General features: G+C 41.8%; 11 protein-coding genes. 3 read left to right on the top strand and 8 right to left on the bottom strand.

The window, feature by feature from the left end; genetic code table 11:
* Positions 1-80 precede the first annotated feature (80 nt).
* Positions 81-419, bottom strand: a complete 339-nt coding sequence (locus IQ19_RS25895; protein WP_144546435.1) for a magnesium chelatase domain-containing protein — start codon at positions 417-419, stop codon at positions 81-83.
* 50 nt (positions 420-469) lie between these two features.
* Between IQ19_RS25895 and IQ19_RS28255 the strand changes: the two genes are divergently transcribed.
* Positions 470-712 carry a hypothetical protein gene (locus tag IQ19_RS28255; RefSeq protein WP_206752427.1) on the top strand — a complete coding sequence of 81 codons (243 nt, stop codon included), beginning with the start codon at positions 470-472 and terminating at the stop codon, positions 710-712.
* 1,002 nt (positions 713-1,714) lie between these two features.
* Here IQ19_RS28255 and IQ19_RS25885 read toward each other — a convergent pair.
* The 7 genes from IQ19_RS25885 to IQ19_RS25855 form a co-directional block, all read right to left on the bottom strand.
* Positions 1,715-4,195: an S-layer homology domain-containing protein gene (locus IQ19_RS25885; protein WP_144546431.1), complete on the bottom strand. Its 2,481-nt coding sequence runs from the start codon at positions 4,193-4,195 to the stop codon at positions 1,715-1,717.
* Between the two features lie 649 nt (positions 4,196-4,844).
* Positions 4,845-6,239 (bottom strand): O-antigen ligase family protein, encoded by a 1,395-nt coding sequence (locus IQ19_RS25880; RefSeq protein ID WP_144546429.1) that lies wholly within the window; start codon positions 6,237-6,239, stop codon positions 4,845-4,847.
* Positions 6,240-6,387: 148 nt separating this feature from the next.
* Positions 6,388-7,494: a glycosyltransferase family 4 protein gene (locus tag IQ19_RS25875; protein WP_144546427.1), complete on the bottom strand. Its 1,107-nt coding sequence runs from the start codon at positions 7,492-7,494 to the stop codon at positions 6,388-6,390.
* Positions 7,495-8,403, bottom strand: coding sequence for a PIG-L deacetylase family protein (locus IQ19_RS25870; protein WP_144546425.1), 909 nt, complete (start codon positions 8,401-8,403; stop codon positions 7,495-7,497). It abuts the gene before it with no gap.
* An 11-nt stretch (positions 8,404-8,414) separates the two neighbouring features.
* The gene (locus tag IQ19_RS25865) at positions 8,415-9,446 is read right to left on the bottom strand and encodes a GNAT family N-acetyltransferase (protein ID WP_144546423.1); all 1,032 of its coding nucleotides are present in this window, start codon (positions 9,444-9,446) and stop codon (positions 8,415-8,417) included.
* A 13-nt stretch (positions 9,447-9,459) separates the two neighbouring features.
* Positions 9,460-10,173: a WecB/TagA/CpsF family glycosyltransferase gene (locus IQ19_RS25860; protein ID WP_144546437.1), complete on the bottom strand. Its 714-nt coding sequence runs from the start codon at positions 10,171-10,173 to the stop codon at positions 9,460-9,462.
* 17 nt (positions 10,174-10,190) lie between these two features.
* Positions 10,191-11,468 carry a nucleotide sugar dehydrogenase gene (locus IQ19_RS25855; RefSeq protein ID WP_144546421.1) on the bottom strand — a complete coding sequence of 426 codons (1,278 nt, stop codon included), beginning with the start codon at positions 11,466-11,468 and terminating at the stop codon, positions 10,191-10,193.
* 582 nt (positions 11,469-12,050) lie between these two features.
* Here IQ19_RS25855 and csaB point away from each other — a divergent pair.
* On the top strand, positions 12,051-13,160 hold the full coding sequence (gene csaB, locus IQ19_RS25845) for a polysaccharide pyruvyl transferase CsaB (protein ID WP_144546418.1): 1,110 nt from the start codon (positions 12,051-12,053) through the stop codon (positions 13,158-13,160).
* Between the two features lie 267 nt (positions 13,161-13,427).
* Positions 13,428-14,603: a glycosyltransferase family 4 protein gene (locus IQ19_RS25840; protein WP_144546416.1), complete on the top strand. Its 1,176-nt coding sequence runs from the start codon at positions 13,428-13,430 to the stop codon at positions 14,601-14,603.
* Positions 14,604-14,642: the final 39 nt, after the last annotated feature.

The following is a 14,642-nucleotide window of genomic DNA, read 5'->3' as shown; positions in this document are numbered from 1 at the left end:
TTAGTAATTGGAAGTTCTGTGATAGGTACTTCCATTTTACATTGAAAACGGTGGTCTTTTTTATGATTTTGATCTATTTACTACACTAGGCACCTATATTTTAAAAATAAACTATCTGACGGGATTTCACCATTGATATGCCCCATCTCCTTTAAAATTCCAATAGCAATCGCCAAGTCAAAAAACGGACCATTTTTCTTTTGCTCAGAAGGTGACAAATTCACTACAATTTTTTGATTTGCACCACCACAATTCAAACTACGAATAGCGGACAAAACTCGTTCCTTTGACTCCTTAACAGAGGCATCAGGCAAGCCAACAATCACCATCGAGTTCATTCCAGGTGAAATCTGCACTTCTGCCTGAACACGATAGCCTTCCAACCCTTTCAAACCAATACATGAGACTTTTACGGTCAAATTTATAGCCTCCTTAAATTGAATTGTAATTATAATGCGGGAAAAAGAATTTGAAGGATCAGACATTAAACATAGCGGATAAAAAAAAAGAGGTAAAAACAAGTGAGGAAACGATGGTAAAGACTACTTTCGACAAAAGCAGCAAAAACCCTGCAAAATACTTTCATTTTATTGAATATGATTCATGGAGATTGGGACACGGTGCCTGTCCCCTTGTCCCTATGACAGAGGCATCAGGCAAGCCAACAATCACCATCGAGTTCATTCCAGGTGAAATCTGCACTTCTGCCTGAACACGATAGCCTTCCAACCCTTTCAAACCAATACATGAGACTTTTACGGTCAAATTTATAGCCTCCTTAAATTGAATTGTAATTATAATGCGGGAAAAAGAATTTAAAGGATCAGACATTAAGCATAGCGGATAAAAAAAAGAGGTAAAAACAAGTGAGGAAACAAGGGTAAAGACTACTTTCGACAAAAGCAGCAAAAACCCTGCAAAATACTTTCATTTTATTGAATATGTTTCATGGAGATTGGGACACGGTGCCTGTCCCCTTGTCCCTCTGGAAACGAGGGTATAGACTACTTTCGACAAAGACACCAAAAACCCTGCAAAATATTTTCATTTTATCGGATAAGATTCATGAGATTGGGACATAGTACCTGTCCCCGTGTCCCTTTATAACGGTAAATTCGAATCCCATAAATTAAAAGAACAGCTCTTTAGAGATTTTACTCTCCAAAGAGCTGTTCTTGGACTGGGACGAGGAACCTGTCCCCTTGTCCCCGTCCCCTTGTCCCTAAGATTTGTGATTGGGATATGGCATCTGCCCTTATTTTTACCATTCTATTTTATTCCTCTTCTAGCAAAATGGAAAAGCTCTGTAGAGATTTCTCTCCACAGAGCTTTTCTAGAGGTGGGACGAGGAACCTGTCCCCTTGTCCCTTTAGATATATTCAATGAATAATAATAATTTTTTTCCTGGTAATATTAAAAAATTTGAAATGAATTTTGTTAATATCTTTCTTATCCAACCTATTTTTTAATTCAAAAAAGGTTCTGAGGAATTAATCCTTCAGAACCTTACAGGGAGGTACTCATAATAATGGCACCCTTTTTATTACTTATACAACCGTATAAGTAATAAAAAAAGGGCTATTAAAAAATTTCCCTTTTTTTGTAAATCATAGATGTTTTAAAAGAAGATTACTGATACTTATCATTAATAATAAAGCTCTAAGGATAATAAGTCTCCTTAGAGCTTTATTACTATTTATTATATGATTTTAAATTACTTATTAACTGATACGCCTGCTTTTTGAACGATTCCAATAGCATCAACAATATCAGCAGCAGCAGCATCAACTTCAACAGTAGTTAATTTTGTTACAGCAGCAGCATCAGCTACAGTAAGGACTAATTTACCTTCTGTAACGGCAGCCGAAGTAATTCCTACTGATGCACCCTTGCTATCAAACAATTTAATTTCATCTGTTACATTTCCGTCAACAGCTAATGCACCAAGAGCTTCTGAATAAGTTACAGTTAACTCATTTAGATTAGTAGCAACAAATGACTTCGCTTCAGGAGCAGTATTGTCTACAACAGCTAACTCTTTAATGAAAGCATTGCTAACTTTGTTGTCAAGAGTTTGTACACCAGTTACTCGGAAGATCGCTTTGTTATCGCTTGCTTTTACAAATCCTTCTGGAAGCGTAATTACAACCTGTGTTTGGTCTACAACTAAAGTGACAGGGTCCTTAACAAACTCAATTTTTGTATCAGCTGGTAGAGTTACTCCATTAAGTTGGTATGCAGCAGGGTTCAAAGCAGAACCTGTTCCAGTTGCTTTAACTTTAACATCATAGTCAACTGTAACTACATTATTTAGTACAGTAGCACCTGCAATAGTGAATGAAGTTTCTACTGGAGCTGTAACATCAGCAACATCTACTGTAAATGAGTATTTAGCACTCTTGTTTGAAGCAAGAGATTTATCAGTAACATATCCTAAACCAAGGTCAAAGCTATATTTATCAGCTTTTAATCCATCAACTAATGTGTATACAACCTTCTTAGCATCAGTTGCAGAGACTTCTTGAGTAGCAATTACGCTACCGTTAGCAAGAATTTCACCTTTTGAGTTTACAATCGCTACTTTAGTGTTGTCTAGATTAGCTACTTCTTCATTGTAAGTAACAACAAAGCCAGTTACTTTTCCATTTGCTTTTGTAGTTTCTACGCTAGAAACACCAGGAGCAGTAACATCTTTAGATACAGAAACTGTCTTAGTTATTTCAGCAGTATTAACATTTCCTAAAGTATCTACAAGAGCTTCTTTAGCAACAGTTAAAGTAACAGTATCAGTATTACCATTTTTGAATAGGTAGCTACTATTTAAAGTAACAGTGTATTCCTTAGCATTTTTCGGATTAACTGTAGCATCAGTTACAATATTCGTAACGAAAGTGCCAACTTTACCAGTAATAGCTAAAGTATCGTCCTTTAGAGCCTTATCAAGTGTTACTTTTACTTTATTTTCACCAGCAGCTACTACACTTGTAATTGAAGCTGGGGTATTATCAACTGATACATTTAAAGGAGCTACTTGTACATCCTTTACATTTCCAGCAGCATCTTGAGCATTTACAACAGTAATATCATAAGTTTTAGTTGCATCAAGATCTACAGCAACAGTTGCAGTATTTCCAACAACATTAGGAGTGTAGTTTAAGCCAGCAATTTTAACGTTATCAATAGAAGCTACATCTTCGTTAAATGTTAGCGTTACTACTTTAATACCATCAGCTGTACTTTTAATTGTTGATTTTGCACTTGATAAAACTGGAGCAGCTTTATCATTAACGTTTAATTTATAGTTAACAGCTTTTAAGAAGCCACCATTAGCTCCCTTAACAATTTCAAAAGGAACCTTTACTGTGTAATCACCTTTGAAATAGCTAGCTGCTTTTAGAGTAAGAGTTTTTCCATCTGCACTTAGTTCTTGTGTAATTGCACCAGGAGCTAATGCGTCAGTACCAGAAATAACAGTAATTACATCGTTTCCGTCAGCGTCTACTAATGTATCAGCATCAACAGCTGCACTAAAAGTGAGTTGAACAGTTTTTCCGTCAATCGCACTTACACCCACAACCTCAGGAGTCGCTGGATCAACTTCTAGTGTATCCGCTTTGTGTAAGAAGATAGCAAAGTCTCCACGCTTTACTGCATCAGAAGTTCCGAAAGAAGTAGCAGTCTTACCACTAGTGATTTTGTTTGTTACTAAAGCTTTAACAGCATCTGCATAACGGTCACTTACGTCAGTGAATGCTAATGAACCTTCACCTTTCAACTCGTATGCATTAGTAAGGATGATAGCTAATTCCCCACGAGTTAGTTCAGCTTCAAAGCCAAAAGAAGTTGCTGTTTTACCATTTAAGTAACCAGCAGCTTTAAGAGCATTTACAGCGCCTTTTGCGCGAGATGGTACATCAGAGAAACCAGCATCTGGTGCAGTAGCACCATCAAGACCAAGTGCTTTTGCAAGCATTACGGCTGCATCCCCACGCTTAATAGTTTGAGATACACCAAATTGAGTCTCAGAAACGCCATTTGCGATTCCGTTCTCTACTAGGTAACTTACAGCTTCCTGATAACGATCAGATACATCGGAGAAGCCAGCTGCAGCGGCTGGAGCTACAGCGGATGCTACTAAAGTAGCTGTCGCAGCGGTTGCTACGAACTTACGATAAGACTTTGGTTGGTAAGCCATTGTAATATTTCCTCCCTGTTTTGCTAAGTATGTTTGTTTTTCTCTAAATCGATGATGGGATCATCGACTAGCAATAAAATTGCAAGTTAACTTCTCCTCTGTAATTATTGGTAATTTTATAGTTTATATGTACCATTTGGCAGAATTGGAAAACTTAACTTGATTCTATTCTACCAAATTACTACTATAATTCAACCATTTTTTACAATTTTCACTGTTGTAAAAATTACCAAATTATCTCTATTAAGGAATATGTAGTTAACTATTCAACTATTGCTATTTGAAACGCACTTCATCATTATACATAGTATTTTTATAAATTGGAAGTTTTTGAGCAAAAAAGTTAAAAAATCCAATTTATAATAAACTATCCAATTTATAAGACGTATGACTTAATGAAAAGTTGCATTTTCAGAAACATTTTCCAAAATCCTATGCATAATGACTTATTACAATCTTCTATATCGGCATTTTTTCTTAAAACCTTACGATTATTAGTAAAATTTCTAAATTCTTTCACAAGCGATCTGAATGTATAAAAGATAATTCACAGAAAAAATAATGATTATTTTATGCATAAAAAACAGCTGAAAAATTTCCAAATCCACACAAAAAAACGGAGTGCCAATGCACTCCGTTTCATTTGAGCCTATTCGCCTATTGACTCCTTCCGGTTGAATGACAGGAACCCAAGTACTAGGCCTGCAGTCAGCCAGAAAATCACGTTAAGCTGAGGAATGAATATTAAGTTATTGGATAAGTTCTGGACCATGTAGCAAATGCTTCCGACGAATAATCCGACGGCCATTACTCTTCCAAGGAGGTTCTGCCTAAAGTAAAGCTTAATGATCGTCAGGAAGTAGATCACATATATGAGCATAAATGAAGCCAGGCCTACAAATCCGGTTTCAGCCCCTACTTTCAGGTAGGAGTTGTGGACAGAATAGCTTTCATGCCCGATATACAGCTCTGGATACTTTGATACATATTCTTTGTAATTGGCTGTGTAGTTACCCATTCCTACCCCAAGAATCGGGTTGTCTCTTAGCATATACCAGCCGGTTTTCCATAGTGTCATACGGGACACAACAGCACGGTTGGTCGTTGTATCTTCCTCTTCAGGTTCTTCCTCATCTGCCACTTCTTCGGGTTCCCCATCTCCGTCAGTATCTTCGGGCTCCCCCGCTCCTTGATGGTTTTGCGAACCTTGAGGCAGAAGCTTTTCAATCGCATATATAGCTGAGTTTGTCCTGGATTGTACATCCGGCATGAAATAAAGGACTGCAAACAGGATGACAAATGAGATCAGAATTTGCGGCTTGATCACATTTTTAATAAATTGCTTTGGCATCAGGATGATAAGAAGAATACCTGCACAGAACATGGTTACCCATGCCGCACGTGTGTAAGTCAGGATTACGTTTACCACATAAATGGCATAAACTGCAAACGCTAGAAGCTGTGCCGTTTTGTTTTTAAAATAAACGACAGCCAATAGCAATACAGTTGGAATAATATAATTTAAATAGGCCGAGTAATAGTTCGGGTTCACAAGTGTGGAGTCAACCCGCCCCTTTGCTTCCTTGAGCGCATAGAGGCCTGCTTTGTTTAATGAGAAATTAAAGACGTACTGCAGAACCCCGAATAGCCCCACAATCACGACTGCTGCTCCAAACCATTTCGCAAAGCCTAAATATTGCTTTTTTGTAAAGTCTACTTTGGCCACGATCAGGAAAAGAACGACATAAGATAGATAGCGGGCAATTTCCATTACAGCTGACTTTAAATCAATTGCGTTAATCACTGAAATCAGCGATACCAGTAAAAATAGCCCAAAAGCTGCGGCCAGCGGCCATATTTTAAAATCATTCAGGCGGATATTTCCTTTGAAAAAGTCATAAAACGCCGCCAATGTGACAAGCGGGATTAAGACGATTTCAACAGATAACGGGAGCGGTCCCAGATACGTCTTAAAGTAAACAATCGGGATCAAAAACAAGCTTGCTAACACAAAGTAGTAAGTCAATGAGTTTTTATTAGGCATTCTAAAGCTCCTTTTGGTAAGGGTAAACAAGTATAATGTTTAAAGTTATAAAAAGTCCAGCTTCGGCTCCTGGGCAAATCGCCTGCGCATTTCTAATAATCATGCTTTCCATTGTATAGATTACACGATTCGACCTGTATAGACAATTTTATTTTTTTCCTATTTTCACTTTTTCATAGGTCTCTTTGGTTTCCTTGTACAGCTGCTGCAGGGAGAATTGGGATGAAGCAAAATGATAAAGCTTTTCCCCCATCTTTCTTAAGTTGCCATTTTTATGCGCATCATATGCCTTGGAAAATGCAGAAGCCAAAGCTTTTGCATCGCCAGTTGGTGTAATCCAGCCGGTCTCATCCTCTGTTACCAGCTCCCTGACGCCTCCCACATCTGTGGTTACCAGGGGAACATGCTGATTGGCCGCTTCCAAAAGTGCGAGTGGAAAGCTTTCACTATATGAAGCGAGAAGGGCAAGATCGGAGGCAGCATAGATGGAATCCACATCCTGGCGGAATCCAAGGAAGCGAACCTGATTTCCCACGGCCATGCTTTCAGCCTTCTGGATGAGTTCATCCCTAATCGGGCCATCCCCGACTAAAACAAGCTTTATATCAGGCTTGTCCAGCTGTTTAATCGCTTCAAATACAAGCTCATGTCCTTTAATGGGATGAAGCCTTGCGACCATGGTCAGGACGAAATCCTCTTCGTTCAGCCCCAGGCTGGCCCTTGAAACAGGCTCCGCTTTTTGGCTGGTGAATTCGATTCCGTTATAGACGGTCTTTATTTTATCGGCAGGAATGCCCATACTGATAAGATTATTTTTAAAAGTTTCTGACACAGCAAAGTAATAGTCCATTCTGTTTAACGCATATAAGCTTAGCTTGGTAAAAACCGTTCCCTTCAGTCCGGATTTCATGAAATCCAGCTTCGGATCGCTATGCACGGTTGTCACCCATTTCGCATTCGTCCTGCCTTTGAGATAGACGCCAAATAAATTGGCTCTGGGGCCATGTGTATGCAAAATGTCGTAGCCATTTTCACGGATAAAGCCGGCGAGTTTATTCAGGACAGACAGATCATAGCGGGAGGATTGCTTGAAAAGATGAACATCAATGCCTGCTTCTCTTGCTTCCTGGGAAAGAGCTCCCTCCTGCAGAACCGCCAGTGATGCCTGCTCCTTTGGGAATTGCGACAGGAGCGTGATTACATGCTTCCGGGATCCGCCTGTCTCTCCCCCGCTGATAAAGTGAAGAACCTTCATTTAGATGCTCCCTCCCTGTCCGGAATGGCGTTCTTTGTACATCCGCTTTTTTTCATCGACATTTTTGAGTATGCCCCATATTAAGGTTGCCGCTTTATTAACCTGCTTGAAAATCTGATTATACGGATATTTCTTTTGATCTACACGCTGGTATTGGACTGAGAATTCGGATGCAGGGATTTCAAGAAACGTCTCAACAGCCTTCGCGTTTGTACCAGGAACAAGCTCTGTCTTGATTTTGCTTAGCTCAATAAATCCGTCAAAGTCGATCGCCTGTGATTGGAAGATATCAACCGCTTTTTCTTTGGTTTCAAATGCATCCGTAATATCGATAACTGTATTGATTTCATTGGGCGGTATCGGGCAATTGATTTCATACATACGGACAGCACCGCTATACTGCTTCTCCTCCAATACATCCGAGAGTATTCTGCCGGTCGTGACATGGTCAGGGTGGCAGTCAACAAAGGTCGGGCAATAGATAAATGCCGGTTTCTTTTCCTCAATCAGGCTGCGGAATAGCTCCCGGGAATGTTCATTGCTTTCCAGTGCCCCATCTGGAAGGTCAAGAAAAACCAAATCCTGAAAGCCGAGAAGCTGCTGAACCTCTTTGGCTTCCTGCTTTCTTTTGGCCATTAATTCTTCTTTTGAGAGGGAGCTGACACTGCCTGATCCATCTGTTATATAAGCAACCGTGACATGCTGGCCTTTTTTCACATGCTCAATGATCGTCCCGCCAAGGCCGATCGTTTCATCATCCACATGAGGAGCCAGCACCAAAACATTTCCTTCGGTTATCCTTGTCAATGCTTGCTCCTCTTTATAAAAGCCCTTCAGCTTTTGGCGTGTATAAGGAAGGATGAATGGCTTGACCACATTTAATATCGTTCTTTTCAAGTTCGCTGCCATGCTTCCGCCTCCTAAAATGAATCCACATCTGCTGGGGTAATGTACCAGTTTTCAATCGAATCATCTTCTTTTAATGAAGGATCCACTGGCTTTCCGACAAGCGGCATGGGATTGTCTTTATGCACAAAACGGAATTTCTTTAATTCCTTAAAGTATGGGGACTGGGCCAATGCCCATGTTTGAATGACATCGGCTTCCTCCAGCTCCTGCAGCGTTCCAGCCACAAGCTGTTCCCAGGCTTCCTCTTTTTCAATCGCCAGCATATCGACAATGGTTCCATTCAGGACATTGCCGCCGCCAAATGGCTTTTCCTCCAGCGAAATGACAGAGTAGCCGCTTAGGATATCATTCTCATACATCGCCAGCATTTTATATTCTCTATCGGGATGTCGATGAAAGCGCCAATTTAAAAATTGGGCATCTCTTTTGAGCAGAATGGGAGCGACCCCTTTGCTGCTCTCCCAAAGAGAATCAAACTCTCTTCCACATTCCGATACAAATTTAAATGAGTATTTCAGCGAGTTGGCCTTTTTCGGCTTGAGAAAACGATCTGCCACTCTGATGGCAGGCTTGGCCGCTTTTAAAAACGGAAGCTTATTCACCACCAGGGTTGAAAGGCGGTTTACCCGGATTAAGCGCGGGATGCTGGCAATTTCCTTTGCTCCGGTATAGCGAATGAAGAGTTCTTTTGCCTTCTCTGCCGGATAGCCGTATAAATAATCGATCCCTTCGGATTGGGCCGTATCAATCATTTCCTGATTGAGCTTTTTGTAAAGCCCTTTTCCCTGATGCCTTGGGGAAACCATCGTGTCATTCCGTGCCCCAAAGATCACTTCCCTGTCGTACCATTTTGTTTTGGCTGGAACTAAGGCTACATGGCCTGCCATTTCACCATCTTCATCTGCTACCGTAATTATGGATTTGCTCAAAGGATTTTCCTTGTATTTCCATGCCCAATGCACAAGCGAGCGCTGCTTACGAAAAACCTCGTAAAACAGCGCATTGATTTGTTGTTCATCGTTTTGTTTATATGAACGGATCATCTTTACTGGCTCCTTAACGGCTGAATAATACCCTGATTAAAAATTTTGGAAGATTCATCTGGCGTTTTATTCGTTTTGGCTCTTTCATTAAGCGGTACAGCCATTCCAGTCCAAACCTGCGGTAAAATTCCGGGGCTCTTTTTGTCCGGCCCGAGAAGACATCGAAGCTGCCTCCCACTCCCTGAAAAACCTTTACATTCAGATGCTTCATGTTTTCCTTAATCCAAAGCTCCTGCTTCGGGCTTCCAAGGGCTACAAATAAAAGCTTCGCACCGGAGGCGTTAATTTTATCCACCAGCGCCTGATTATCTTTCGTATAGCCATTTTCATAGCCGGCAATATTCAAGGTTGGGAAGCGCTCCTCCAGCTTTCTTTTCGCTTCGGAAACGACTTCCTCTTTGGCGCCGTAGAAAAAGACGCCATGTCCTTCCTCAGCCGCAAATCGGAGAAGCCTTTCCATCATATCGACGCCAGTTACCCGCTCTTTCAACGAGCCTCCTTTTACTTTGGAGGCCAGGATCATGCCGATCCCATCCGGTATTTGATAGGTGGATTCGTTTATGAGTTCTTTTACAAGCGGGTTTTTATTGGCTGTAATGACTTTTTCCGGGTTAACCGCAATGACGGTTGACTGCTTGCCTTCACTGATGCGGCTCCGCAAATCATCTAAAATCTCATCGTATGTCATGACAGATACGTTTACACCAAGATATTGTTCTTTTTTCATGTTACTTTCCAAGCTTTCTATTCCTGAATCGCCTTCAGGTTCGTTAAGTTACCGATCTTATAAACAGTCATTTTCTCTTCATCCAGGTTTGTGCAGTTCTTTGTATCAAAAATAACCGGTGTCTTCATTCCTGACAGGAAGTCTTCCGCTTTCATCGTTTTAAATTCATTATGATCAGCCAATACGACAACAAGGTTCGCATCCTGAATGGCTTCCTCAAAGGATACAACCGGGAAGGATACCTGCTCATCACGGACATGCGGATCGAACACGCGCACATCAAAGCGCGGATTGCGGCGAAGCATTTCAACGATTTCAATGGCCGGGCTTTCGCGTACATCGTCTATATTTCCTTTGTATGTTAAGCCGAATGCCGCAATTTTTGGCTCTTTTAGTTCCACTGTCATCCGTTCCACTTGCTCTACAACAAAGTGAGGCATTGAATTATTAATATCGCGTGAAAGCTTAATCAGCTTAGCTTCTTCTGTCGCTTTTTCGACAATAAAGTATGGATCAACTGCGAGACAGTGTCCGCCTACTCCTGGTCCAGGATGATGGATATTCACACGAGGATGCTTGTTGGCAAGCTCAATTACCTGGTGTGCATCTACGCCAAGACGGCTGGAAATTTTCGCAAGTTCATTTGCAAGCGCGATGTTTACATCACGGAATGTATTTTCCATCAGTTTTGACATTTCCGCTGTGACCGCTTCTGTTTCAATCACATCACCTGTAACGATTGCCCGGTATACATCGGCCGCTTTTTTCGCTGCTTCAGGCGTTGTTCCGCCGACAATTCGTGTATTCTCAATAAGTTCAATTAGGATGCGGCCTGGAAGCACCCGCTCAGGGCAGTGTGCCAAATACAGATCCTTCTCGGTATCAAAGCCTTGCTCACGAAGGATTGGCGCTACGATATCGTCCATTGTGCGCGGCGGAATCGTAGACTCCACAATCACCACATTGCCTTTGCTGAGGTAAGGGGCAATTGCTTTGGTTGCACTGATCACATAGTCAACGTTGGCTGTATAATCTTCATGGATTGGCGTCGGTACAGCAATAATGAAAACATCCGCTTCTTCCGGCGTCATGGAACCACGAAGCTTTCCGTTCTCCACTACTTCCTTGACGATTTCAGGAAGGCCGACTTCCTCAATGTGGATTTCACCGCGGTTCAATTTATCGACTACATGCTCACTTACATCAACCCCAACAATTTCATAGCCTGCACGGGCAAATACTGCTGATGTAGGAAGACCGATATATCCTAAGCCGACAACACAAATTTTTTCCATTAATAAGGACCTCTCTTTTGGTAAGTAGTTTTCTGTTTACTCTTTTTATAGATTATTGTTTTTTGGCTTATGAATAATGCCCGTTGATTTCCGCTGCGGGCACTTGCTTTCCGCGGGGCGGGCGGTGAGCCTCCTCGGCGCTAGCGCCTGCGGGGTCTCACCTGTCCCACTCCTCCCGCTGGAGTCAAGTACCCTCCGCTTCAATCAACTCATTGGATTAAACATAGTTTGCCGCAAAAACAGCCATCTTTACGAAAAGAGCCTTTGTTTATGTTCATGTTTGCACATTTATTATATGGTTTGCTTGTTTCTTTGCAATAAATCCTAACATAGTATAACAAATTCCAACAAACGTTGCACCAATTACGTTGAATGTGTCGAACGCTAATGTTAAAATAAAGTTTAGCTTTTTTAAGGCTATGATTGAAAGGCTGTTTTTCCTGAGGTCAAGCGGTTTGGCGGTGGTTTAGCACTCGCTGATAAAATGTCTTCTATTATATAGGGACAGTTTAGGTACTCCGGGAAAAATAAGCCCTTCGCATTATGAATTTGGATGATTTTACATAAGGAGGAAATACTTCTTTGAAAATTGTAATATCTGGTTTTTATGGACTTGGCAACACTGGCGACGAAGCCATCCTCGAAGCAATTGTTGATAACTTAAAGGATGAGCTCGACAATCCGGATTTAACAGTCTTTTCACTCTCTCCCGGCAAAACAGCCGAGACCTATGGGGTAAAGAGCGTTTATCGAGGATGGCGCCATGATTTTAAAGGCAAAGTAAAAGCGCTGCGTGAAGCTGATCTGTTAATCAGCGGAGGCGGCGGCCTTCTTCAGGATACGTATCCGACTAAGTTTTTGTTCGGACCACTTCCTTATTATTTACTGATTGTGTTTTTAGCTAAGCTATGCGGAACGAAAGTCATGTTTTTCTCTCAGGGCATTGGACCTGTCAATTCAGCCTGGGGGAAAATATTAATGAAAGTATTTGCCAACATGGCAGATTTTATTACGGTTCGTGACCAATACTCCAAGGACTTGCTACATAAGCTCGGAGTCAATCGCCCTGAATCGGTCGTTACAGCTGACATTGTATTTGCTTTTCAGAAAAAAGAGGATCAATCTTGTATTGAAAGCCTTCCTTTAAAAGGCGATGAAAAGCTTATTGCGGTTTCTGTCCGCCCGTGGTTCCAGCATACTGCCCATTATAAGCAAATCGCTGAAGCACTGGACCACTTGATAGATAGCGAAGGAATCACACCTGTGTTTGTTCCAATGGAAGGACACCACGACGTGCGTGCCTCCAACAATGTGCTGGAGCATATGAAACAGGGAGATAAATGCCATGTACTCGGACCTGACTTTTCACCTAACCAGTATCTGAACTTCATTTCCAATTGTGAAATGACAATCGGCTTGCGTCTGCACTCACTTATTTTCTCAGCACTGGTTGCAGTTCCTCATATCGGCATCAGCTATGATAAAAAAGTGGAAAGCTTATTGAAGCGCTCCGGAATGTGGGATTACTCATTCCCATTGGAAGAACTTACAGCCGGCGAGCTGATCCAAAACAGCCGCAAGGTTCTCGCAAAAAGAGATGAATTAAGCTCCATGATTGAAAACAATGCCCGCGAAATGCGCCGGGATGCGATGGAAAATATTGATCTGCTGAAAGCACGGTTTTTGAAATAACTGTCATCATAAAGCTACTGAGTTGATTGGAGCGGAGGGCACTTGACTCCTGCGGGAGCAGCGAGACAGGTGAGACCCCACAGGCGCTTGCGCCGAGGAGGCTCACCGCCCGCCCCGCGGAAAGCAAGTGCCCGCAGCGGAAATCAACGGGCAATATTCATAAGCCAAGACAACAATCTACTAGAAAAGAGCCTTAAAATAAGGAACTTTGTAACAGGTTAGTTTATCGGAGCGAAATAAAAATACTCTCAATGAGGAGACGGTGATATGAAAATCCTAATTACCACTGTTTTTGATTATCCCCATGCCGGCGGTTTGTCGACACATGTGACAACATTAAAAGCAGGCCTCGAAGCAAGAGGACACGAAGTAGACGTCCTATCAATCAGCGATGTGCCGGGCTGGCAATCCAAGTTTATTGCCCGCGGCCCAAGCTTCGTGCTGAATAAGGTCAAAAAAGGCAAGGGAATCCTTTGGAGCCGCAAAGCGCGCCAAAACATGCTTAAGACCCTGATTGAAAAAAATAAACATAAACAATACGACATCATTAATGCACAGGATGTGTTCGCAACCTTTGCTTCTCTTGAGTCCGGGATTCCAACGGTTTCTACTGTTCATGGCTATATGGCCTTTGAAGCTGTGAGTGCGGGATCAGTAGAAGAAAACAGCGAAGAAGCCAAGTTTCTTCAGGAAATGGAGAAAAAGGCTTACAGTCAAACGCGAAAGGTTATTACTGTGGATCAGCGCATTAAGGATTATGTAAAAAAGCAAGCAGGTGTTGAAGGCACAGCCATCAGAAACTTCATTGATATTCATGATTTCAAGCCAGCTGTTGAGAAAAAAGCTGAGCTCCGTAAAAAGCACGGCTTCAGTGAAGATGATTTAATCTTCTTTGTGCCGCGCCGTTTGACAAAGAAAAACGGGGTTATCTACCCTACACTTGCTTTTCCAAAAGTACTTGAGAAGTTTCCGAATGCGAAGCTTATCTATGCAGGAATGGGAGAGGCTTTTGAAGAATTAAAAGCGCTTGTAGCTGAAAAAGGGCTTGAAAACCAGGTCACTTTGCTTGGCGCCATTCCACACAAGCAGGTTAAGGACTTTTTCGCTCTAGCTGATGTTGTGCTTGTACCAAGCATCCACTCTGCAGGGGTTGAAGAAGCAACAAGCATCTCTGCCCTTGAAGCAATGGGATCAGGCATTCCGCTGATTGCCTGCGCTGTCGGCGGATTAAAGGAAATTGTCGATCACGAAAAAGACGGCCTTCTTGTGGAAGAACGAAATGTCGAAGAGCTGGAAGATGCCATGATCTACCTTCTGGAGAATCCGGAAACAGGCGCTGCCCTAGCTCAAAGAGCCCGCCAGAAGATCGAGGATGAATATTCCCATCTTGCAGCGGCTGAAAAGTATGAACAAATATATTTATCAGCCCTAGAGCAAAAATAATCTTGATTTTACATGACGTGTAGAGAGCTTCTCTGCACG

It is taken from the genome of Cytobacillus oceanisediminis (genome assembly GCF_007830235.1).
Classification (GTDB): domain Bacteria; phylum Bacillota; class Bacilli; order Bacillales; family Cytobacillaceae; genus Cytobacillus; species Cytobacillus oceanisediminis.
The sequence above is the reverse complement of the archived record's forward strand: the minus strand, read 5'-3'. Positions and strand labels throughout refer to the sequence as shown.